We start from the raw sequence: 21617 nt of genomic DNA, 5'->3' as shown, positions 1-21617 counted from the left end.
GCGGACCGAGCCGAACGCAGGCTGCGCCAGCTGCTACAGATTGCGTTGGCGCTACGGCCTATCCCAGTAGGGCACCGCTCCAAAGCATTCCACAAAGAAATCAATCACCGTTCGCACCTTCACCGACAACCGTCGGCTGCCCGGCCACAGCACCGCAATCTGCTGCGGCTCAAGGCTGTTGGACACCTGATACTCCCCCAACACCGGCACCAGCGTGCCGTTGCGCACCGCCTCACCAATCAGCCACGACGGAAACATTACCAGCCCCAGGCCTTGTTCGGCGGCTTGCGTGAGCGTGTCGGCGTGGTTGCCGGTAATCGGCCCTTTGACTGAATAGGGCGTCCAGTCCTGCCGGTCCTTGCGGAAAAACCAGCGCTGCTGCCCGGTCACGCCCTTGTAGGCCAGGCACTGATGCGCGGCCAACTCGTCGGGATGTTGCGGCGTGCCATGGCGTTTGAGGTAGGCCGGGCTGGCGGCGACTTGAAACCGGTGCGGCGCCAGGATACGCGCCTGCATGCTCGAATCGTGCAGCGGGCCGATGCGAAACAGCAAGTCAGCTCCTTCCTGCAACGGGTCGACGTAACTGTCGGTTTGCTGGATATCCAGTTGCAGTTTCGGATAGCGCGCGCACAACTGACCGAGCCATGGCGTCAGATGGCGTTGGCCGAAGACCACCGGCGCGTTGATCCGCACCAGTCCGCTGGGTTCGCTTTGCTGTTCCTGCAAGGCTTGTTCGGCTTCCTCCAGTTGCACCAGCACCAGCCGCGCGTGATGGCCGAGCATGCGTCCCGCTTCGGTGGGCGTGACGGCGCGCGTGTGGCGGTAGAGCAATTGCTGGTTCAGGGCCTGTTCCATCAACTGGATTTGCCGGGAAATCGAAGAGGGCGCCAGGCCCTCGCGGCGGGCGACTTCGGAAAAACTGCCATGGTCGAGCACCGCGACAAACAGTCGAAGTGCCTTGAATCCCAGCTCGTTGAGGCCGTGCATGATCGATCCTGCTGTGCGAGTTGCGCAAAAGTGTTGTCCGGATGCTCCCATTTATCGCAAAGGATCGCCAGCCGATAATGCCCGCCACAACGCTCCCACAAGGGGTCTGTGTTTCATCTGATGACGGGCAGGGTTTTCCTTATGCAATCTTCTTCAATCGACATCGCTGCAACGCCAGCGACCAAACCAGGGCTGCGGCTGTTGCTGCTGCCTCTGGTCATCCTCGCCGGCATGGGCCTTTCCGTGGAGGCCGGTCTGCTCGGGCCGCTCGGAGTTCAGGTCGGGCACTTGTGGGCGACGTTGAGCATCTTCGGCGTCGGCTCGGCGATTTTGTTTCTGCTGTTGTTGTTCAGCGGCAAGCAACAAGGTCCGGCTTTTAACACGCTGCCACGCTGGCAATTGATCGGCGGTTTCCTCGGGCCGATCTACGTGGTGGTGCTGACTTTGGCCACGCCGCACATCGGGATCGCGATGACGATGATTGCGATCCTCTCCGGTCAGGTCGGCAAAAGCGTGTTGATCGATCACTTCGGCTGGTTCGGCGCTACCCGTAAAAAGGTCAACGGTGAGCGTTGGCTGGCGTTGCTGCTGATTGTTGCGGCACTTGTTCTGATCGCTCGGGGTTGATGATGAATCTGATTATTTTGTTGGCCGTGGTGGTGGGTGCCGGTGCGGTGTTGAGTATCCAGGCGGCGATTAACGGGCGCCTCGGCGAAACCGTCGGTGTGTTGCGCAGCAGTTTGCTGACCTTTGCGGTGGGCGCAGTGGTCACCGGGTTGCTGATCCTGTTTTTCGAACCGGCCCATGCCGTGAGCCTGCTGGATGTGCCGAAATGGCAACTCAGCGGGGCCTTGTTCGGCGTGGTCTACATGATAGTCATGGTCGGCGCGGTGCCACGGGTCGGCACAGCGGTGGCCACTGTGGCCGTGATCGTCGGACAATTGGGCATGGGGATGTTGATCGATAACTTCGGCTGGCTGGGTAACCCGGCGATCGAATTGTCGAGCAGCCGGATGCTGGCGATGGTGTGTCTGGCGCTGGCGTTGCTGTTCATGTACCGCAGCAGCACCCGGAGCGAGTAACGAATACCTGGTTAGCACTTGTAGCAGCTGTCGAGCCTGCGAGGCTGCGTCCGAGGACGAAGTCCTCGTAAACCTTGCGCACGCGGTTTGCCTGAATCACCGTGCCTGATTTTACGACTGCTTCGCAGCCGAACGCAGCCTCGCGCTGCTCGGCAGCTGCTACAACGGCTCCTACACTGGTGAGTGAGGTGCGCATTAGCCGCACGCGACGACCACACCCATGGAGTCAGACTCATGATCGACAGTGAAAGTAAATGCGACTGCCCCAAATGCTCCTGCAAACTGGGCGAACACCCGATAGCGCGTCACGGCAAACACTATTGCTGTGAAGCTTGCGCCAAGCACCACGAACATGGCGAGGAGTGTGCGAGCAAGGGCTGCAAGTGCGCGCACGCCAAATAGCTCATCAACAGGAAGTGGAGCCACTCGGGCTCCACTTTTTATGTCTGGTACTTCCTCCCTTTGATCCTCACCCAGCCGGTCGCCACGTCACATTTTCGATGCCGAATTTCTCCGCCAGCGGCTTGCTGGTTTTTTGCACCTTCTCTCGGCCAAAGCGGGGGATTCGTCCGACCCCTGCATCACAACTGGCCCAGTGCCAAGCCTCCGCGTTGTCCATTTTGTCCAGGCGGATAATGAAAGACTTCGGCGCGCCATGAAGGGTGTATTCAATGACGAAAAGTTTTGCGTTGTTCATAAAGCCCGTATTCCTCCCTGTGGTAATACAAGGATCGTCGGGGCTACGGAAAATTCAGTTGGATTGTCAGACGGTTGCCGCCCGTAGCGACAAAGTTGGCGGCCCGTTACCATGCAAGACCTGAAAACCCCAATGATCATTGACCATGGCCCTTGCCGCCCCTCCAGACCTGAGTGACACCGATGTGCCCGTGCAACCGCTGGCGCGTACATACCCGCGCGGCTTGTACATCGAGCCGCACGAGCATGTTTGGGGTCAGTTGCTGTACGCCATGAGCGGGGTGATGTGGGTCGAAACGCCCCATGAGGCGCTGGTGGTACCGCCGCAACGGGCGGTGTGGCTGCCGCCGGGCGTGCCGCATGGCATTCGAGTGGTCTCGGATCTGCAGATGCGCAACATCTACCTGCGGCCCTCATTGGCGGCCACGCTGGATGACAGTGTTCAGGTGATCGAAGTCGGCGGGCTGCTGCGAGAGCTGATCGTCGGGCTGGTGGAGCAGGGCGACGACGGCGCGCCCGAGTATTACGACGCACTGGTCGGCCTGGCGCTGTTGGAGCTTAGGCGGGCCCGGCGTTCGCTGATGAAAATCCCGTTGCCGGATGACTCCGACCGACGCCTGATGAACCTGTGTCAGGCGGTCATGGCCGCGCCCTCGCTGGACATCCCCTTTGAGCAACACGCGGAAAACGCCGGTGCCAGCGTGCGCACCCTGGCGCGGCTGTTCAAGGACGGCCTGGGCATGGGCTTCGCCGAATGGCGGCGCCAAGTGCAACTGGCGACCGCGGCGGCGGAGTTGATTCAGGGCGTGCCGGTCAGCACGATTGCCCGGGAACTGGGCTATTCGCCGAGCAGCTTCAGCGACATGTTCCGCCGGGAACTGGGTGTTGCGCCTTCGCAGTTTGCGACGGGCCTCAGCCTCAACGCAGATTTGTAGCAGCTGGCGAAGCCTGCGTTCGGCTGCGCAGCAGTCGTAAAACCTGCATGCACGGTTTTCCTGAAGGACCGCGTTGCCTGATTTCACGACTGCTTCGCAGCCGAACGCAGGCTTCGCCAGCTGCTACACAGTTTGCGTGCATTCCGTTAATGGCGCTTTGGCCGATATTCAGAAGCACTTGGCCGATGCCCGCCGTCACCGCTCTTTAGACTTCAGGCCTACCTTGTTTGCCCACGGAGTCTGCCATGAGCTACCTCATCTCGCTGGTCATCGGCCTGGGCGTCGGCCTGCTCTACGGTGCACTGGATTTTCGTTCTCCTGCCCCACCGGCCATTGCCCTGGTGGGCTTGCTGGGCATGCTCGTCGGCGAAAAGTTGTGGCCCATGGGCCGGCAACTGGTGGCTGGCTGGGTCTCCTGAAACCCCTTCCTTGATGCGATGGAAACTCCCATGAAAGCACTGCAGTTCGACAAGACCGGCGACCTCTCGGCCCTGCGCTACGTTGATGTTCCAACCCCTGTTCCCGGCGCCGATGAAGTGCTGGTCCAGATCAAGGCGGCGGGCCTCAACCCCAGCGATGTGAAGAACGTGCTGGGGCGTTTTCCCTACACTACGTTGCCGCGGATTCCCGGCCGGGATTTCGCCGGTGTGGTGGTTGAAGGACCGCAGGCGCTGATCGGTCAGGAGGTTTGGGGCACGGGTCGTGAATTGGGTTTCTTTGCCGACGGCTCCCATGCGCAATTCGTAAAGCTGCCGGCCAATGGCGTCGCGCTCAAACCCACCCATCTGAGCTTCGCCCAGGCCGCCAGCCTCGGTGTGCCGTACACCACGGCATGGGATGCGCTGGAACGCAGTCTGGTGACGACCGGAACGCGGCTGCTGGTGATCGGCGGCGGGGCGGTCGGCAGTGCCGCGCTGGCGTTGGCCAAAGTGCGTGGCGCCGAGGTACTGGCGGCGGCGCGCCGGCCCGAGCAGGTCAAGGATTTGCAGGCGCAGGGGTATCAGACGCTGCAACTGGATAAACCGGAAGACCTGGGTGCGCAGGTGAATGCCGTGTATGACGGCGGTGCTGACGTGATTTTCGACACCACCGGTTTCTGGCTCCCGGCTTCGGTTCCGGCGCTGGCGGCGTTTGGTCGCATTGCGATCATTGCCGCGCCGGTGGACGGCATGGTGCAGTTGCCGGCACTGGCGTTGTATCGCAAGGGTGGTTCGGTGGTGGGGATCAATTCGTTGTTGTACGGCGTGCAGGCGTGTGCGGCGATGCTGGATCAGTTCGGCAAGTTCTTTGATCAGGGGTTGTTGCCGTTGCCGGAAGGGTTGTTTGAATCGCCGCTGGAGGAGGGGTTGGAGCGGTATTCGGAGGTGAATCAAGGGGCAGGCGACAAGGTGATTTTGTTGCCGTAATCCCATCAAAATGTGGGAGCGGGCTTGCTCGCGAATAGGCCATTACACTCAACGGAAATGTTGAATGTGATGGCCTATTCGCGAGCAAGCCCGCTCCCACAGGGTTTTGTATTATCAGATCAAGCTTCGGGAACGCCGTTCTCCCACGCCGACCAGTTCTTCAAAATCTCCTGCACCAACGGATTCCCCGTCCGGTACAGGTTCTCCAGCGCCGGCACAAACCCGCCCTGATCCGCGTACTTGAGCAGGTTATCCACTTCACTCTGGCCCGGCGCCGGTCGGTCAAAATCGGAACCCGCGCGCACCACCGCCAGACGCTGCACATCCACTAACCCCTCGCGACTCGCCCGCAACAGTGCTTCGTAGGTGGAGTTGTCTTCCTGTTGCGTCGTGCAGTATTCGCCTTTGTTGTCGGTCAACAACTTGGTCCAGACCTCGGCACGCTCACTCAACCGCGTCCCGGAAAACCAGGTGTTGCCCGCCAGCGTGTCGCACTCAGTCACCACCGGCGGCTGATTGGCTGGGGCCGACGGGTACTTCTTGCGCCACGCGGCCGACTCCTTGCTCTCGCTCAGTTCGACGTTGTGAGTCAGGGCAAACGCCTTGGCCTGCAATTTCGGATTGAGCTCGAACACTTCGGTCTTGTAATCCAGCGGCGGCTTTTCGTTCGGGTCCTTGGTGTTGATGCCGATGTAACCGGTCGGCCAGTCTTTCGGCGCATCCCGGGAATCCAGTTCCCACTGGGTGCCGAATTCCACCAGGTAATGCGCCCAGGCGGCGGTGCCGATGGTCCCGTGTTTCGGGCTGATGCCGGCGATCCCGGCGATCAGGAAATAGCTTTTACGCAGGTCGAATTTTGGCGACAGGGCCAGGGCCAGTGTCGAAGCAGCGGCGTTGGTCTGGCCCATGCCGGTGACCATCAGGCACACCTGCTGCGTGTTACAGCGAATGGTCGGGTACTCGGCGGACAGGCCCGGCACCCGGACTTCCTGCTTGAGTTCCAGGCGATCGATCCAGTTTTGCGCCTCGGGGGCAAACATGGTGATCAACATCACTTTCGGCTGGATCGGTGCTTCATTCGCCCAGGCCGCGGTAGAGAGCAGGGCGGCACAGGCCAGGGATATACGCGTCATTGCATTCATAAAACCTCCAGGTTCAATCAAGCCTCAGAACTGATAACCGATGCCGGCGTAGTAACCCCAGCCATTGGAACGAGCGCGAAAGTCGCCGTCGCCGAAATTCAACTCGCTGCCATCGTCCCAGTTACCGCCGTTGTGGAAATAACGGCCGACCAGGGTGAAACGCAAGTGAGTGAACGAGTACAGCAACACGTTGGTGGCGACAGTGGCGTTGGCGGTTCGGGCCGGGTTGTCCTTGTGCAGGTCCGAGCCGAAATCGAAGTTGGTGAAGCCGATGTAGGTCAGCGACGCGCCATTGCTGAAGCTGCTGATCGGCACGATGTATTTGAGCTGGGCACGGTAGCCGTCCCACGAGTACTCGTTGCTGGCGCCGTAGTTTTCCCACTGATAACGCCCGTAGAAATTCGCCGACAAGTTGACTCGCGAGTGGGTGTCGATGTCAGTGCCCAGGCCGCTGTACAGCGTATTGGCGCGGTTGGCGCTGTTGCTGCCGTGGTCGTAGATCCAGTCGAACGCCACGTACCATTCTTTGAAGGGCCCGATGGCCAGGCTGCGGCCGGCGAGGTAGTCGATGGAGATACGTGGTTCGTGCTCCATGAACACCGGCGAGCCGTGGTCCCACACGCCTTTGTCATGACGGTTGCCAATGTCGAAGATCTTCGGGATGTCGATGTAGCCGTACAACTCGAACGGCCCCTTGCGTCCGAAGTACTCGTACTCCAGGTAAATATCGTCGGCCGGTTGCGGGCCGAAACTGATGTCCTTGCTGCCAATGACGGTCAGGTCCTGGTTGAACCAGTCCGACAGATACACACCTTTTTTCGGCGGGCTGGCTTCGGGGCTGAGGGTTTCGCCTTGGGCGGATTCTTCGGCGGGGGCAGGTTGCGCCAAAACGGTGCTGCTGAGTAGTCCTGTAACGCTGGCCAGCAGCAAGGAAACAGCAAAGGTGCGCGAGCAAGTCACGCGGCTGGACGTGCGGTGCATTAAAAGTCCCTTTTAGTGCGGATCAAAAGCCCGTTTCTTCGGGCTTGCGCGGTTATGTCGCGAAAACGTCTGTATCAGCGACTCGCAAACGTTTGCACAAGAGATGCCAATTATTTCAATTCCATGAAAAATCGATGAATTCAGGGCTTTTATTGTCGTTTCGGTCAGGTAAGCGGGCACGCTTTTTGTAGCAGCTGCCGAGCAGCGCGAGGCTGCGTTCGGCTGCGAAGCAGTCGTCAATTCAGGTAATGCGGTCTATCAGGTAAACCGCGTGCGCAGGATTCACGACTGCTGCGCAGCCGAACGCAGCCTCGCAGGCTCGGCAGCTGCTACACGGTGTGTGTGTTGCGCCTTACCTTGGTCGCCAATGCTAGACTCGCCCCCATTGTCTTCACGAGGTTATTCCCCCATGAGCGAGCCGATTCGTCTGACCCAATACAGCCATGGCGCCGGATGTGGCTGCAAGATTTCGCCCCAGGTGCTGGAGGTGATTCTGGCCGGCAGCGGAGCTCAGAATCTTGACCCCAAACTCTGGGTCGGCAATGCCTCGCGCGATGACGCAGCGGTCTACGCGATCGACGAAGAACGCGGCGTGGTCTCGACCACCGATTTCTTTATGCCGATCGTCGACGACCCGTTCGATTTCGGCCGCATCGCCGCCACCAATGCCATCAGCGACATCTACGCCATGGGCGGTGATCCATTGATGGCGATTGCGATCCTCGGCTGGCCGGTGAATGTGCTGGCGCCGGAGATCGCCCGGGAAGTGATTCGCGGCGGACGTTCAGTGTGTGACGAGGCGGGCATTCCATTGGCCGGTGGGCATTCCATCGACGCTCCGGAGCCGATCTTCGGCCTGGCCGTGACCGGGCTGGTGGAAAAACGCCACATGAAACGCAACGACACCGCCACCGCCGGCTGCCTGCTTTACCTCACCAAACCGCTGGGCATCGGCATCCTCACCACCGCCGAGAAGAAGGGCAAGTTGCGCACCGCCGACATCGGCCTGGCCCGCGACTGGATGTGCACCCTGAACAAACCCGGCAGCCGTTTCGGCAAGCTCGACGGTGTGACGGCGATGACCGACGTCACCGGTTTCGGCCTGCTGGGGCACCTGGTGGAAATGGCCGACGGCAGCAACGTCACCGCGCGCATCGAATACAACCGTGTGCCGCGGCTGCCGGGGGTCGAGTACTACCTCGATCAAGGCTGCGTGCCGGGCGGCACCTTGCGCAACTTCGACAGCTACGCCAGCAAGGTCGGGCGCGTGCAGGAACTGCATAAGCGGGTGCTGTGCGATCCGCAGACCAGCGGTGGCCTGCTGGTGGCAGTCACGCCGGAAGGCAACGAGCCGTTCCTCAAAGTGGCCGCCGAACTGGGCCTGTCCCTTGAGCCAATCGGTGAGCTGGTTGAGCGACAGACCCACGCGGTCGAGGTGTATTGATGTCCATCGACTTCACCGATTACCGCGACATCTTCCTCAACGACCGGCCGATGATGGATGCCCGTGCGCCGGTGGAATTCCACAAGGGTGCGTTCCCCGGTGTGGTCAATCTGCCGCTGATGAATGACCACGAGCGGCAACGGATCGGCACGTGCTACAAGCAGCACGGCCAGCAAGCGGCGATTACGCTGGGGCATCAACTGGTGTCCGGCGAGATCAAGGCCGAGCGCATCCAGGCCTGGGCCGATTTTGCCCGGGCCCATCCCGAAGGTTATCTGTATTGTTTTCGCGGCGGCTTGCGTTCGCAGATCGTCCAGCAGTGGCTCAAGAACGAAGCGGGTATTGAATATCCGCGCGTCGGTGGCGGCTATAAGGCCATGCGCAGCTTCTTGCTGGACACGGTCGATCAGGCCGTCGCCCAGTGCGATTTCGTGTTGCTGGGCGGCATGACGGGCACCGGCAAGACCGAAGTGCTCACACAGTTATGCAATGGCCTGGACCTCGAAGGTCACGCCAATCATCGCGGTTCCAGCTTCGGCAAACGCGCCACCGGCCAACCGTCCAATATCGACTTTGAAAACCGCCTGGCGGTGGATGTGCTGAAGAAGCGCGCCCACGGTATCGAGCAGTTTGTGCTGGAAGACGAGAGCCGCGCGATCGGCAGTTGCGCGCTGCCGTTACCGCTCTATCAGGGCATGCAACAATTTCCGATGGTCTGGCTGGAAGACAGCCTGGAAGGGCGCGTCGAACGGATCTTGCGCGATTACGTCGTGGACCTGTGTGCCGAATTCATCAGAGTGCATGGTGATGAGGGTTTTGCGCTGTTTTCCGAGCGTCTGCTGGAGAGCTTGAACAACGTGCAGAAACGTCTGGGCGGTGAACGCCACCGGCGGATGTTGATCCTGATGGAAGACGCGCTGGCGGAGCAGGCGAGCAGCGGCTCGGTGGATCTGCACCGGGGCTGGATCGAAGGGTTGCTGCGTGAGTATTACGATCCGATGTATGCGTTTCAGCGGGAGAAGAAGGGTTCGCGGATTGAGTTTGCGGGGGAGCGGGAAGCGGTTCTCGAATACTTGCGAGAGCGCGTCAATCAGCGAGGGTGAGACTATTTTTGCCGGCCCCTTCGCGAGCAAGCCCGCTCCCACATTAGACCGAGTTGTCTGAACAGACGCGGTCAACATGTGGGAGCGGGCTTGCTCGCGAAGGGGCCCTTGTAGACTCCATGAACCTTGATGTCTACAAGGTTTTCATTATGTCGGACACGTCTCCCGCCCATTATCCAGCCCCTGCTTGTAGCTATGGCTCTGCAGACTCGCCTTGCCGTTATGCCAGGTCAGCGTGAGCACAAACAACGAATCGTAGTCGCTCGACTCCCAGTCTTCAGTGATCTTCTGTTTCTTGCCCACCGCGTCGCCCGCGACCTTGTTAATCAGCTCGGGCAGATAGCCGTGGGACCAGGCCGTATAGATGACCGAGTTGTGATACTTGTCGTGGAGCAATTCGTCCGCCAGGTCGCTGGTGTCGTTGGCCGAAAAGTTGATGTTCACCGGCAAGCCGAGCTTGATCGCGCTGGGGCTGATGGTCATCAGCGGGCGGATGTAGCTGTAGGAGTTGTCCAGTTCGCCTTCCTCGACATTGCGTGTCGGGTTCGCGGCAAAGACGTAATTGGCCTTGCCGAATTTTTCCGGCAGCAAGGTGGCCAGATCGATGGCGCGGTTCAGGCCCTGGCAGTTGAGCTGGCCCAGGCCGCCTTCGGGTTTTTCCGCGTGACGCAGGAACACCAGGGTCTGGGTGCCGTCTGCCGGTTGGGCGCGGCTTTCGCTGGACTCCAGCGACAAAAACAGCGCGCTCACCGCCAGCAGGGAGGGCAGGACGACATAGGCACGTTGCTTTAAGTGATTGGCAAATTTCAAAAGGTTCATCATTGGAATAGGTGATCTTCAGCGCATTCGGTTAAGGCTGACAAACCTCTACACCGCGAGCTCCCAGCATCGGGGTGTTTTCCATGTCGTTGGGCCGGTCCGTTTCCGAAAGGGCAGTTCTCAGAGTCCTCTGAAGCCCATTTGGTTCGATTCCGGCGAGTGCGCCGCAATGTACCGGTAACCTTGCATGGGTTGTCGCAGAGGTTATCGACAGGATGTTGCGGATTTATGGACACGGTACACGTTGAGGCGCCGAAGAAAGACTGCAATGTTTTGATCTTGTTCATCAGCAAGATTGATACGCAAAAGACCCGTCTCGTCCATTATGATCAGCGCTTACTTTTCCCTGTGGATGCTTCCCATGACCGATCTGTCCGCGTTCCCGATCACCCAAAAATGGCCGGCTCAATACCCTGAGTGGATCCAGCTGTACTCCTTGCCGACCCCCAACGGCGTCAAGGTCTCGATCATGCTCGAAGAGACCGGGCTGCCCTACGAGGCTCATCGCGTCGGCTTCGACACCAACGATCAGATGTCCCCCGAGTTTCTGTCGCTGAACCCCAACAACAAGATCCCGGCGATCCTCGATCCTCACGGTCCCGATGACAAACCGCTGCCGTTGTTCGAATCCGGGGCGATTCTGATTTACCTCGCCGACAAAAGTGGCCAGTTGCTGGCACAGGAGTCGGCGGCGCGTTACGAGACGATCCAGTGGCTGATGTTTCAGATGGGCGGCATCGGGCCGATGTTTGGCCAGCTCGGTTTCTTCAATAAATTCGCCGGCAAGGACTACGAAGACAAGCGTCCGCGTGACCGTTACGTCGACGAAAGCAAACGCCTGCTGAAGGTGCTGGATGGCCGTCTGGAAGGACGCAACTGGATCATGGGCGAACGCTACACCATCGCCGATATTGCGACGTTCCCTTGGGTGCGCAACCTGATCGGCTTTTATGAAGCCGGCGATCTGGTGGGCATCAAGGATTTTCCCAACGTCACTCGGGTGCTGGAGCGCTTCCTGGCGCGGCCGGCGGTGATCCGCGGGCTGGAAATTCCCAAGTAAACCTCTTCGACTTTCTCAAGACCAAGGCAGGCAATGAGCTCATTCGATTTCAAGCAAGTGGATGTCTTCAGCCGGATTGCGCTCAAGGGCAATCCGTTGGCGGTGGTGTTCGGCGCAGACAGGCTCAGCGATGAACGCATGGCGGCGTTCGCGACCTGGACCAATCTCAGCGAAACCACGTTCATCCTCGAACCGCGCGACCCTCGCGCGGACTATCGAGTACGGATCTTCACCACCCTGAACGAGTTGCCGTTCGCCGGTCACCCGACGCTCGGTACCTGCCACGCATGGCTTGAAGCCGGTGGTGTGCCCAAGGGCGAGGAGATCATTCAGGAGTGCGGCGTTGGTCTGGTGCGGGTCCGCAGGCAAGGCGCGGAACTGGCCTTTCTCGCGCCGCCACTGATCAAGACCGGGCCGGTGGAAGCTGACGTGGTCGAGCGCGTACGTCGCGGACTGAGGCTGGAGCCAGGCGCGATTGTCCGGGCGCAGTGGGTCGACAATGGCGCCGGTTGGCTGGCAGTGATGGTCGAGGACCGCCGGCAGGTGCTGGATTTGCAACCTGATCATTCACAAATGCTTGGCCTGGCCGTCGGTGTGATTGCGCCGTGGAACCCCGAGCGTGATGGCGATGACGCGCAGTTTGAAGTGCGTGCGTTCATCTCCGGCGACGGCATGCCGGAAGACCCGGCCACCGGTAGCCTGAATGCCGGGATTGCGCAGTGGTTGCTGGCTGAAGGGCTGGCGCCGGCGACTTATGTGGTCAGCCAGGGCCTGACCATGGGGCGCGCCGGGCGCATTCAGGTGGAGCAGGTGGGGGATGACATCTGGATTGGCGGGTCTGTGGTGACCTGCATTTCCGGAACCCTGCAGCTTTAATCGCAAGCAATGTCCCCCTGTAGCAGCTGTCGAGCACCGCGAGGCAGCGTTCGGCTGCGTAGCAGCCGTAGAACCTGCAAACACGTTCTGCCTGACAGACCGCTGACGCAGCCTCGCGCTGCTCGACAGCTGCTACGGACTTTTTCGTTGCTGGGGATTATTGCCGGACCGGTAAGGGTGTGTTCTGCGCCTGAGGTTTGTGCCCCGCGCCGTTGAGGACATAAGCTTCTCCCCCCTACGACTTTCGTCTCGTTCTCCGTTTTTCAGGAACCCCTCATGTCCAGTCAGTTCCCCGAAGCACGTCCACGCCGTTTGCGCCGCAATGCGAGCCTGCGCAGCCTGTTCCAGGAAACCGAGTTCAGCCTGAACGACCTGGTGCTGCCGATTTTCGTCGAAGAAGAAATCGACGACTTCGTGCCGATCAAGAGCATGCCGGGCGTGATGCGCATTCCGGAGTCGAAACTGGCCGGTGAGATCGAGCGTTACGCCCGCGCCGGGATCAAGTCGGTGATGACGTTTGGGGTGTCCCATCATCTGGACAGCAGCGGCAGTGATACCTGGAGCGACAACGGCCTGGTGTCGCGCATGTCGCGCATTGCCAAGGATGCGGTGCCGGAGATGATCGTGATGTCCGACACCTGCTTTTGCGAATACACCGATCACGGCCATTGTGGCGTGATGCACAACCACGAAGTCGACAACGACCAGACCCTGATCAATCTCGGCAAACAAGCCGTGGCGGCAGCCCGGGCGGGGGCTGATGTGATTGCTCCGTCAGCGGCCATGGACGGGCAGGTCCAGGCTATTCGCCGGGCACTCGACGAAGCCGGTTTCACCCAGACCGCGATCATGGCGTATTCGACCAAATTCGCTTCCGCGCTCTACGGCCCGTTCCGCGAGGCCGGCGGCAGCGCGCTCAAAGGCGACCGCAAAAGCTACCAGATGAACCCGATGAACCGCCGCGAAGCGGTGCGCGAGTCGCTGATGGACGAGCAGGAAGGCGCTGATGCGTTGATGGTCAAACCGGCCGGCGCATACTTGGACATCATCCGCGACATCCGCGAGGTTTCGCGTTTGCCGCTGTCGGCGTATCAGGTCAGCGGCGAGTACGCGATGATCAAATTCGCCGCGCAGGCCGGGGCGATTGATGAAGATCGCGTGGTGCGTGAAAGCCTTGGCGCGATCAAGCGGGCGGGGGCGGACCTGATCTTCACCTACTTCGCGATGGACCTGGCGCTGGCCGGGATCTAAACCCCACCACATATCCCCTGTGGGAGCGGCGGTGCGACGATTCGACTTGCTCGCGAAGGCGGTGAGTCAGTAGACCTATTTGTTAACTGACACACCGCCTTCGCGAGCAAGTCGAATCGTCGCACCGCCGCTCCCACATTTGATTTGTGGTGATCAGGGAGAGCCAAAGTAGGGCCGGATCCCATGCTCTTTGAAATACCGCTCAATCACCTTGGGATCGGACGAGTTATCGGCAATCGCCACGTACGTATCCGGCCGCAACAGATAAAAGCCGCTATGCCCCAACCCCGCCGCTTCAAACGCCGGCCGCCAGTCGAACACGTGCAACGGCAGGTGATGCTCGTGGCACCAGGCGATCATTTCGTCGCTGGTGTCGCCATACACATGCACCTGCCAGGCCGGGTTCTTCAGCGATTCGAAATTGTCCCCCTCACCGTCGTGCGCCCAGGGCAGGCGATCGCCGCCATGAACATGGCCGGAGACACCCACGCTCAACGCTGTCCCGCGATAGTTGAGGGTGATCTGCGACACCGTACGAAACAGAAACTCGCGGGACGTCTCGAACGAGGCCATTTTCGGGATCAGGAACGGCGCCAGGCGGGTGCGCAGCAAATCGGCCATGCGCCCTTCGGCGGTGACGAAAGTGAACACGCGGTCGGTGGTGGCCACCAGTTTTCGGGCAAAAGCGATGCGTTCGGTTTCGTAGGAGTCGAGTAACGTGGCCGTGGCGCCGCCGCTCAAGACCGCCGCCAGTTTCCAGGCCAGGTTGATGGCATCGCCGATCCCGGTGTTCATGCCCTGGCCACCCGCCGGGCTGTGGACATGCGCGGCGTCGCCCAATAGAAAGGCGCGACCGTCGCGAAAGTGATCCGCCACGCGGTGATGCACCCGATAGGTCGAGAACCAGTTCACCTGATCAATCTGCACCTTCATATGCTCGATGGCGCGGCTGCTGACGTCTTCAAACTGCAGGGTTTCTGCACGGTCGGCGCGTTCGTCGCGCACCGTGCCGATCAAGCGGGCGCGGCCTTCACCGGCTAACGGAAATACCGCGAGAAAGTCCGCTTCATCCAGGTCCAGGTGCAATTCACCGTTGAACGCCGGGCCTTGGGCCTGCACATCGGCCACGTAGAAAATCTGCTGGTAGGTGCCGCCGGGAAAACCGGTGTCCAGGGTCTTGCGCACGATTGACCGGGCGCCGTCGCAACCCGCCAGGTAACACGCCTGGCAGGCCTCCTGCTGGCCATCGGGCAAACGCAATCTTGCGCTGATGCCATCGCCGGTTTCTTCAAAATCCTCCAGTTCAGTGTTGCGCTCGACCTTGATGCCGAACCCTTCGAGGCGCTCTATCAGCAGTTGCTCGTGTTCGTCCTGAGGGAACATCTCAAGAAACGCGTAAGGCGTCAGCCCCTCTCCGATGCCGGTCAATGGCAGGCGCGCCACGGGCTCGCCCTTGACCCAAAAATTCGCCGCATCCACTCGATGACCTTTCTGCACCACGGTATTGCTGAGGTCGAGCTGACGATAAAGCTCCAGCGTCCGCGCCTGGACCGCCAGCGCCCGCGACGTGGTGCCGGGAGCCGACGTCTTGTCGATAATCCGTACCCGAATCCCCAGTTTGCTCAGCCACAGCGCCAGTACCAGCCCGGTCGGGCCAGCGCCGACGATCAGTACGTCGCTACGGTTCATGAGCCTGTCCTCCTCGGTGTGTGGCTCAAGTATGGTCCAGCCCGGGGATATGAAAAGGCCGGCCGCCCAACGGAAAAAGGCCTCGCAACCTTGAAGTGGCGGGGAGATGCAGGGCAAGGGGAACGGGGCGTTGCGGCAGGAGTCATAGCCTGCGCCATGCCTTTGATCGTATGGTTAACCCGGTTCAGCAGAGTTGATGGAGCACCATGCAAGCCAATCGATTGATCATGAGCGTTGCGGTATTGTTGGTGTTGACCGGTTGCGGCACCCAGCGCACTCAGGAGTTGCCGGCTCGTAAACCCGCCGAGGTCAAGGCCGAGATCGTGCGACTGCTGCCGGCCAAAACCGTTGACCGCCAGGGCTGGGCCACGGACATCTACGCCGCGTTTGCCGCGCAGAACATCTATCCGTCCACGCAAAACCTGTGCTCGGTGCTGGCAGTCACCGAGCAAGAGTCGACCTTCCAGGTCGACCCGCCCGTGCCGGGCCTGGGCAAGATCGCCCGCGAAGAGATCGATCGCCGTGCCGCCAAAGTGCATATTCCCAGCCTGCTGGTCAGCGGTGCGCTGCAGGTCAGTTCATCCAACGGTAAAAGCTACAGCGACCGACTGAATGCGGCGCGCAGCGAAAAAGAACTCAGCGCCATTTTCGATGACTTCATCGGCATTGTGCCCATGGGGCGGACCTTGTTTGGAGGGCTCAACCCGGTGCACACCGGTGGGCCGATGCAGGTCAGCATCGACTTCGCCGAGCAACAGGCGCGGGATTATCCGTATCCCGTGGACGGCTCGATCCGTCGTGAGGTGTTCAGCCGTCGCGGCGGCATGTATTTCGGCATTGCTCACTTGCTCGGGTACCCGGTGAGCTACAAGCAACCGCTGTATCGCTTCGCCGATTTTAATGCCGGCTGGTACGCCAGCCGCAATGCGGCGTTTCAGAATGCGGTGACTCGTGCGTCTGGCATCCCTTTGGCGCTGGATGGCGACCTGGTGCGTTACGACGCGATCATGCCGGGCACTACGGAACTGGCGGTGCGTACGTTGGGCAAGCAACTGGGCATGCGCAACACGACCATTCGGGATCAATTGGAGGAGGGCAAAAACCTGCAGTTCGAGGACACTCAGCTCTATTCGCGGGTGTTTGACCTGGCGGAGCAGGCGGAAGGTCGGCGGTTGCCTAGGGCGGTGTTGCCGGGAATCGTGCTGCAAAGCCCGAAAATCACCCGCAAACTCACGACAGCATGGTTCGCCAAGAGGGTCGATGAGCGTTATCAGCGATGCATGTCCAAGGGGAATTGAAGATCAAAAGAACGCAGCCTCGTTTCACTCGACAGCTGCTACAAGGGCTTTGCATTCCCCTGTAGCAGCTGTCGAGTGAAACGAGGCTGCGTTCTTGGCGCATTAAAAGACACCGCATGAGTTTCCGATGATTGCAGGCGTAAAAAAACCCGGCTGATAAGGCCGGGTTTTTCATTGAGGACATCGGTAAAGCCATTCATTTATGCAGCGCGGCTTTCGATCAGGCGGTCAGAGCCACCTTCAGCAACGCGATTTTCGATCAGACGATCCGAGCCACCTTCAGCAACGCGATTTTCGATCAGACGATCCGAGCCACCTTCAGCAACGCGATTCTCGATCAGACGATCCGAACCACCTTCAGCGACGCGGTTTTCGATCAGACGATCCGAGCCACCTTCGGCAACGCGATTTTCGATCAGACGATCCGAGCCACCTTCGGCAACGCGATTCTCGATCAGACGATCCGAACCACCCTCAGCCACACGACTTTCAATCAGGCGATCCGAGCCGCCTTCAGCGACAACCGGGTGAGCAGAAGAAGCGGCGAAAGCGTTAACTGCGAAAACCGAGAAAGCGATGCTGAGAAGGATTTGGCGTTTCATGAGGGTGTGCTCCGGGGTGTAGTTGTTTGGTATGGAGCCGATCTTACGCCGCGGATTTTTTATGAGAACTTCATTGAGGTGATGGTGAATATCGACGGCAATGATAGGTGGCGCGATGCCCCCCACGTCAGCGTGATGGTTCAGTCGTCGGATGGCCGCGATTGGGTTGAGCGACGCTTCTACACTGGATAGCTGGCGCGTGTCTTTGTTCTTGAGGAGTCAATCATGAATGCCAGTTCCTACGTTGCTGCCCACACCGGCCTGCTGCTGGTGGATCCTTACAACGACTTCCTCAGCGAAGGCGGAAAACTCCACGGCCGCGCGCAACCGGTGGCCGACAGCGTAGGCACGCTGGCCAACCTGAAGACGGTGGTGGCTGCCGCACGCAAGGCCGGTATCCAGGTTTTCTACGTTCCGCATCACCGCGCCGAACCCGATGAACTGGCGCGCTGGAAACACCCCAGTCCCTATCAACAAGGTGCCAGCCATGCGCAAGTGTTTGCCGCCGGAACCTGGGGCGGGGAATGGCACCCGGACTTCCAGCCCGCGGCCGGTGATGTAATCGTCAAGGAACACTGGGGCGGAAGCGGTTTCGCCAACACCGATCTGGATTACCTGCTCAAACAACACGGGATCGACAAGGTTGTGGTGGTGGGAATGCTCGCCAATACGTGCATCGAAAGTACCTCCAGGTTCGCCGCCGAACTGGGCTATCACGTCACGCTGGTGCGCGACGCCACCGCCGCTTTCAGTGCTGAGGCCATGCACGCCGCGCACGAGATCAACGGGCCGACGTATGCCCATGCGATTGTCACGACGGCGGAGTTGATCGCGGCACTCGGCTGATCGCGGTCAGATGACTTTCACTGCCCGACCGATGAATTGGATCGGCCCGGTCGGCTTGCCGATCGGTGAGCCCTGCGGATTTTCCAGCGTCAGTTCGAATAGCTGGTTGGGTTGCAGTGGCGGCAATTTGTCGAGCGGGATGGACAGCGTCTGTCCCGGTTTGACCAACCCCAGTGACACCGGTCCTTGCCATCCATCGGCCTTGGTCCAGAACTCCAGCGCCTTGTCGGCCGGGACCTCGACGATGCCCAGCGGAATCAGCTGGATTTCCCGCGGGTTGCTGGCCTGGATCACCCAGCCCGGTGCCTTGTCCTGGGGGCCGACCAACACCACCAGGTAAGTCGGCTTGACGGTGGTTTGCGTCAACATCAATGCGCCGAGCAGCAACGTGGCGGCCAGCCCCGCACCGGCGAGCCCGCGCCAGAGCGGCAAGAAATTCCACCAGGATAAAGACTGAGTCGCGATGAGCGAGGGTGGCCGATTCACGTTATTCACGCTGCGCTCGATACGCTGCCAAAGGTGTGGTGACGGCGGGTGAGACCCGGCCAGATCGGTCAGACCGAGCAGTCGACGTTCCCAGGCATCCACGGCGGCCCGTAACTCAGGTTCGTCGCGCAGGCGCTGCCGGACCTGAGTGCGAAGCTCTGCGGACAGTGTGCCCAGCACATATTCGCTGGCCAGCTCATCGAGTTCTTCCGGGGTTTCATTCGTTGGTTTGCTGATCATCCCATGCACTCCCGCAATGCCGTCAGGCTCCGCTTGATCCAGGCTTTGACGGTGCCCAGCGGGGTGCTGAGTTTGTGTGAGATTTCAGCGTGAGAGTACCCGTCGACGTAGGCATGCAGGATACAGACGCGCCTTGCAGGGTCCAGTTGTTCCAGGCAGTGATGAATGCGCCCCGATTGAGCCTGACCATCGAGTGTTGCGGTGTCTTCCACCTCATCGAAATCGCCTTGAATCTCGCGGCTGTTGTCACGGATGAAGTTCAGTGCCAGATGCCGTGTCAAACTGAACATCCAGCCCCGTGCCGAGCCTCGCGCCGGATCGAACTGTACGGCGCCATTCCATATCTTGATGAAGGCGTCGTGGACGATGTCTTCCGCCAGCGCAGTGTCACGCACCAACCGTTTGGCAACGCCGAGCAGGCGCGGACTCTCCTGCACATACAAATCACGCAGGGCCTGACGTTCACCGCGGGCGCAGGCGGCGATGTGGGCTTCGTAATCGAAAAGAGTTTCGGGCAAGGACACTGTATTCAGCCGTCAATAATGGGCAGCAGCCCCGGGCCACAGGACCGGGGCCAGTGCTGAGCAGCGTAGACCAGTTTCCCGCAGGCCTTGATTTAGTTAGCCGCCCAGAAAATGTAATCCGCCTGGTACTTCACCACTTCCTGCTTGCCCTTGTTGGCGGTCGAACATTCAGTGCTCGGGGCCACACCACCTTTGAGGGCGACGCGCTGGATGTAACTGACGCCGGTCATCGCACCCTTGCCTTCAGCCGGATTGGCCTTGACCAATTGGTAGGGCAGGTTGCCCGGAGTCGAAGGCGCGACAGCCAACTGGGTGCCGGTGACTTTCGAGCCATCTTTTGCCTGCCAGGTCGCTGGCGGCCCGTAATAGGTGCCGACCTGTTTGCCGCTGCGATCATTGAGTACCGCTTTGGGGCCTACAAACAGCCATTCGGCCTGACCAGCAGGATTGATCTTGCATTCGTAAGTGATCTCGCCGACACCGGTGGTTTCGAGGGCGACCTTGTGCCCGTCCGGGACCTTGATGCTGTCGGGCACACCTGCCTGAGCGTAGGCCATGGAACCTGCGACGAAAAAACCGGTAAGGCAAATCAGCTGTTTGGCGTTCATGAATAGCGCTCCGTAAATGAGTAATCTGCTCGGCAGCCTCAGGGCTGCTACAGGTACTACCCATCGGAAAGCGATTTGGATGCAGTGGTATAAAAAGAAATTTTCCAGCATGGTCAGTATCAGATGCTACAACGAGACAATCTTGAAGGGGGTGCTTATGTATCAGCTCTACGGACACCAGAACTCCGGCGCCGCCGCGATAGAAGCCGCCCTCGAGCTCTGTGAAATCCCTTATCGCTTCATCGACGTCGAGTCGTCTGCGGAGGCTGCCAAAGCCCTGGAGAAACTCAACCCGCTCAAGCAGATTCCCACCTTGCAACTGCCCGATGGCAGCATTCTCACCGAGAGCGCGGCGATCCTGATTCATCTGGGGCTGGCGTTTCCCGAGTCGAACCTGCTGTCGAAAACGCCCGCCGAACGGGATCAGGCCATCCGCGGCCTGGTGTACATCGTCAGCAATTGCTACGCGGCCATCGGCATCATCGATTACCCCGAGCGCTGGTTGATCGAGGCGAATCAATCGGCCATGGAAAACCTCATGACCGGCGCCCGTCGACGGCTGCACTGGAGCTGGGAAGTGTTTGCCGATCAGTTCTCGGGCGAGTTGTATCTGGACGACGAGATGCCTGGCGCACTGGACGTGCTGGCGGCAGTGGTGACGCGCTGGGCGGGCAGTCGCGAGCACCTGCGCAATGCCCGACCCGGTTTTTATGCATGGCTGACACGAATCGACAACCACCCCACGCTGGCCCCGGTCTTCGCCCGGCATTGGCCCACCTGAGAAAAACACCGCAAATCCCCTTGTGGGAGCGGGCTTGCTCGCGAAGGCGGTAGGTCAGTCGACACTTGTATTGACTGACCCACCGCCTTCGCGAGCAAGCCCGCTCTCACAGGAGAATTATGGTGTTTTTGAAATCACTCGCCGCGGATGTACTGCTCCAACTGGCGAATCAATTCGGCCTGTTCGGCGATGGCTTCCTTGACCAGGTCGCCGATCGACAGCAAGCCGATCAACTTGCCGTTTTCCACCACAGGCAGGTGGCGCAGGCGTCTGTCGGACATGATGCCCAGGCAGGTATCGACGGTTTGATGGGTGTCCACGGTAATCACCGGCGACACCATGATGTCGCGCACCGGCGTGCCCACCGAAGAACGGCCATGCAGCACCAGTTTGCGCGCGTAGTCGCGCTCGCTGATGATGCCGAGCACCTCGTCATTCTCCACCACCAGCAAGGCGCCGACGTTCTTTTCGGCCATCTTCATCAGGGCTTCCAGCACCATGTGATCGGGTTTGATCTGGTGCACTTCCTGATTTTTCTGATCTTTCAACTTGAGCAGTTGGGCGACGGTTTTCATGATGGCTTCTCAGGTGTTGTCGTTGTTATTGAAGAATCGTAGACCCGGGCGCTGAGGGCAAGGCGCAAAGCGGCAGATAACGCTCAAAAAACGTCATTTGGCGGTTTTTCTTCGGTAAACCTGGAGTATTCCACAGTTATCCCCTGATTCATGGCCTCAATCAAACCCTGTGGGAGCAAGCTTGCT

At 60.0% G+C, this 21617-nt stretch carries 25 protein-coding genes; 14 read left to right on the top strand and 11 right to left on the bottom strand.

The window, feature by feature from the left end; genetic code table 11:
- Positions 1-51 precede the first annotated feature (51 nt).
- Positions 52-987 (bottom strand): LysR family transcriptional regulator, encoded by a 936-nt coding sequence (locus tag ACA072_RS19135; protein WP_497619838.1) that lies wholly within the window; start codon positions 985-987, stop codon positions 52-54.
- Between the two features lie 141 nt (positions 988-1128).
- Between ACA072_RS19135 and ACA072_RS19130 the strand changes: the two genes are divergently transcribed.
- The 3 genes from ACA072_RS19130 (at position 1129) to ACA072_RS19120 (ending at position 2471) form a co-directional block, all read left to right on the top strand.
- The gene (locus ACA072_RS19130; RefSeq protein WP_497619836.1) at positions 1129-1614 is read left to right on the top strand and encodes a DMT family transporter; all 486 of its coding nucleotides are present in this window, start codon (positions 1129-1131) and stop codon (positions 1612-1614) included.
- Positions 1614-2069 (top strand): DMT family transporter, encoded by a 456-nt coding sequence (locus tag ACA072_RS19125; protein WP_497619835.1) that lies wholly within the window; start codon positions 1614-1616, stop codon positions 2067-2069. The genes ACA072_RS19130 and ACA072_RS19125 overlap by 1 nt, the downstream gene beginning before the upstream one ends.
- Positions 2070-2303: 234 nt before the next feature.
- On the top strand, positions 2304-2471 hold the full coding sequence (locus ACA072_RS19120; protein ID WP_461975136.1) for a metallothionein: 168 nt from the start codon (positions 2304-2306) through the stop codon (positions 2469-2471).
- Positions 2472-2538: 67 nt separating this feature from the next.
- Here the strand turns inward: ACA072_RS19120 and ACA072_RS19115 are convergent, their stop codons facing one another.
- Positions 2539-2766 carry a DUF6555 family protein gene (locus ACA072_RS19115; protein WP_010458578.1) on the bottom strand — a complete coding sequence of 76 codons (228 nt, stop codon included), beginning with the start codon at positions 2764-2766 and terminating at the stop codon, positions 2539-2541.
- Positions 2767-2911: 145 nt separating this feature from the next.
- On the opposite strand from ACA072_RS19115, the gene ACA072_RS19110 reads away from it, so the two are divergent.
- The 3 genes from ACA072_RS19110 (at position 2912) to ACA072_RS19100 (ending at position 5106) form a co-directional block, all read left to right on the top strand.
- Complete coding sequence (locus ACA072_RS19110; RefSeq protein WP_497619832.1) at positions 2912-3700, top strand: AraC family transcriptional regulator; 789 nt, start codon at positions 2912-2914, stop codon at positions 3698-3700.
- Between the two features lie 245 nt (positions 3701-3945).
- Complete coding sequence (locus ACA072_RS19105) at positions 3946-4119, top strand: DUF1427 family protein (protein WP_154911517.1); 174 nt, start codon at positions 3946-3948, stop codon at positions 4117-4119.
- Between the two features lie 30 nt (positions 4120-4149).
- Positions 4150-5106 carry a quinone oxidoreductase family protein gene (locus ACA072_RS19100; RefSeq protein ID WP_497619831.1) on the top strand — a complete coding sequence of 319 codons (957 nt, stop codon included), beginning with the start codon at positions 4150-4152 and terminating at the stop codon, positions 5104-5106.
- A 119-nt stretch (positions 5107-5225) separates the two neighbouring features.
- On the opposite strand, the gene ACA072_RS19095 is transcribed toward ACA072_RS19100, so the two are convergent.
- Positions 5226-6248 (bottom strand): purine-nucleoside phosphorylase, encoded by a 1023-nt coding sequence (locus ACA072_RS19095; RefSeq protein WP_497619830.1) that lies wholly within the window; start codon positions 6246-6248, stop codon positions 5226-5228.
- Positions 6249-6272: 24 nt separating this feature from the next.
- The gene (locus ACA072_RS19090) at positions 6273-7229 is read right to left on the bottom strand and encodes a nucleoside-specific channel-forming protein Tsx (protein ID WP_497619829.1); all 957 of its coding nucleotides are present in this window, start codon (positions 7227-7229) and stop codon (positions 6273-6275) included.
- A 409-nt stretch (positions 7230-7638) separates the two neighbouring features.
- On the opposite strand from ACA072_RS19090, the gene selD reads away from it, so the two are divergent.
- Together selD and mnmH are read left to right on the top strand one after the other, a co-directional pair.
- Positions 7639-8673: a selenide, water dikinase SelD gene (gene selD, locus ACA072_RS19085; protein ID WP_497619828.1), complete on the top strand. Its 1035-nt coding sequence runs from the start codon at positions 7639-7641 to the stop codon at positions 8671-8673.
- The gene (gene mnmH, locus ACA072_RS19080; RefSeq protein WP_497619827.1) at positions 8673-9776 is read left to right on the top strand and encodes a tRNA 2-selenouridine(34) synthase MnmH; all 1104 of its coding nucleotides are present in this window, start codon (positions 8673-8675) and stop codon (positions 9774-9776) included. Before selD ends, mnmH begins: the two co-directional genes overlap by 1 nt.
- 147 nt (positions 9777-9923) lie before the next feature.
- Here the strand turns inward: mnmH and ACA072_RS19075 are convergent, their stop codons facing one another.
- A complete protein-coding gene (locus ACA072_RS19075) occupies positions 9924-10598 on the bottom strand; it encodes a histidine phosphatase family protein (RefSeq protein ID WP_497619825.1) in 675 nt (224 codons plus the stop codon).
- A gap of 358 nt (positions 10599-10956) precedes the next feature.
- Here ACA072_RS19075 and ACA072_RS19070 point away from each other — a divergent pair, with 358 nt between their 5' ends.
- The 3 genes from ACA072_RS19070 (at position 10957) to hemB (ending at position 13782) form a co-directional block, all read left to right on the top strand.
- The gene (locus ACA072_RS19070) at positions 10957-11655 is read left to right on the top strand and encodes a glutathione binding-like protein (protein ID WP_497619823.1); all 699 of its coding nucleotides are present in this window, start codon (positions 10957-10959) and stop codon (positions 11653-11655) included.
- Positions 11656-11688: 33 nt separating this feature from the next.
- A complete protein-coding gene (locus tag ACA072_RS19065) occupies positions 11689-12531 on the top strand; it encodes a PhzF family phenazine biosynthesis protein (RefSeq protein ID WP_497619821.1) in 843 nt (280 codons plus the stop codon).
- 276 nt (positions 12532-12807) lie between these two features.
- Positions 12808-13782, top strand: coding sequence for a porphobilinogen synthase (gene hemB, locus ACA072_RS19060; protein ID WP_461975118.1), 975 nt, complete (start codon positions 12808-12810; stop codon positions 13780-13782).
- Positions 13783-13935: 153 nt separating this feature from the next.
- Here the strand turns inward: hemB and ACA072_RS19055 are convergent, their stop codons facing one another.
- Positions 13936-15471, bottom strand: a complete 1536-nt coding sequence (locus ACA072_RS19055; RefSeq protein WP_497619818.1) for an FAD-dependent oxidoreductase — start codon at positions 15469-15471, stop codon at positions 13936-13938.
- A 206-nt stretch (positions 15472-15677) separates the two neighbouring features.
- Here ACA072_RS19055 and ACA072_RS19050 point away from each other — a divergent pair, with 206 nt between their 5' ends.
- Positions 15678-16769: a DUF1615 domain-containing protein gene (locus tag ACA072_RS19050; protein WP_497619817.1), complete on the top strand. Its 1092-nt coding sequence runs from the start codon at positions 15678-15680 to the stop codon at positions 16767-16769.
- A gap of 200 nt (positions 16770-16969) precedes the next feature.
- Here the strand turns inward: ACA072_RS19050 and ACA072_RS19045 are convergent, their stop codons facing one another.
- Positions 16970-17371 carry a hypothetical protein gene (locus ACA072_RS19045; protein WP_083377053.1) on the bottom strand — a complete coding sequence of 134 codons (402 nt, stop codon included), beginning with the start codon at positions 17369-17371 and terminating at the stop codon, positions 16970-16972.
- Positions 17372-17596: 225 nt separating this feature from the next.
- On the opposite strand from ACA072_RS19045, the gene ACA072_RS19040 reads away from it, so the two are divergent.
- Complete coding sequence (locus tag ACA072_RS19040; RefSeq protein ID WP_497619815.1) at positions 17597-18217, top strand: cysteine hydrolase family protein; 621 nt, start codon at positions 17597-17599, stop codon at positions 18215-18217.
- Between the two features lie 6 nt (positions 18218-18223).
- Here the strand turns inward: ACA072_RS19040 and ACA072_RS19035 are convergent, their stop codons facing one another.
- The 3 genes from ACA072_RS19035 to ACA072_RS19025 all read right to left on the bottom strand — a co-directional run bounded on the left by ACA072_RS19035 (position 18224) and on the right by ACA072_RS19025 (position 20075).
- The gene (locus tag ACA072_RS19035) at positions 18224-18943 is read right to left on the bottom strand and encodes an anti-sigma factor (protein WP_497619814.1); all 720 of its coding nucleotides are present in this window, start codon (positions 18941-18943) and stop codon (positions 18224-18226) included.
- The gene (locus tag ACA072_RS19030; RefSeq protein ID WP_497619812.1) at positions 18940-19461 is read right to left on the bottom strand and encodes a sigma-70 family RNA polymerase sigma factor; all 522 of its coding nucleotides are present in this window, start codon (positions 19459-19461) and stop codon (positions 18940-18942) included. The genes ACA072_RS19035 and ACA072_RS19030 overlap by 4 nt, the downstream gene beginning before the upstream one ends.
- Before the next feature lie 98 nt (positions 19462-19559).
- Positions 19560-20075, bottom strand: coding sequence for a DUF3455 domain-containing protein (locus ACA072_RS19025; protein ID WP_497619811.1), 516 nt, complete (start codon positions 20073-20075; stop codon positions 19560-19562).
- 157 nt (positions 20076-20232) lie between these two features.
- Here ACA072_RS19025 and ACA072_RS19020 point away from each other — a divergent pair, with 157 nt between their 5' ends.
- The gene (locus ACA072_RS19020; RefSeq protein WP_497619810.1) at positions 20233-20856 is read left to right on the top strand and encodes a glutathione S-transferase; all 624 of its coding nucleotides are present in this window, start codon (positions 20233-20235) and stop codon (positions 20854-20856) included.
- A 134-nt stretch (positions 20857-20990) separates the two neighbouring features.
- On the opposite strand, the gene ACA072_RS19015 is transcribed toward ACA072_RS19020, so the two are convergent.
- The gene (locus tag ACA072_RS19015) at positions 20991-21431 is read right to left on the bottom strand and encodes a CBS domain-containing protein (protein WP_007944798.1); all 441 of its coding nucleotides are present in this window, start codon (positions 21429-21431) and stop codon (positions 20991-20993) included.
- Positions 21432-21617 lie beyond the last annotated feature (186 nt).

This window comes from Pseudomonas sp. LBUM1656, from assembly GCF_059716065.1.
The sequence above is the reverse complement of the archived record's forward strand: the minus strand, read 5'-3'. Positions and strand labels throughout refer to the sequence as shown.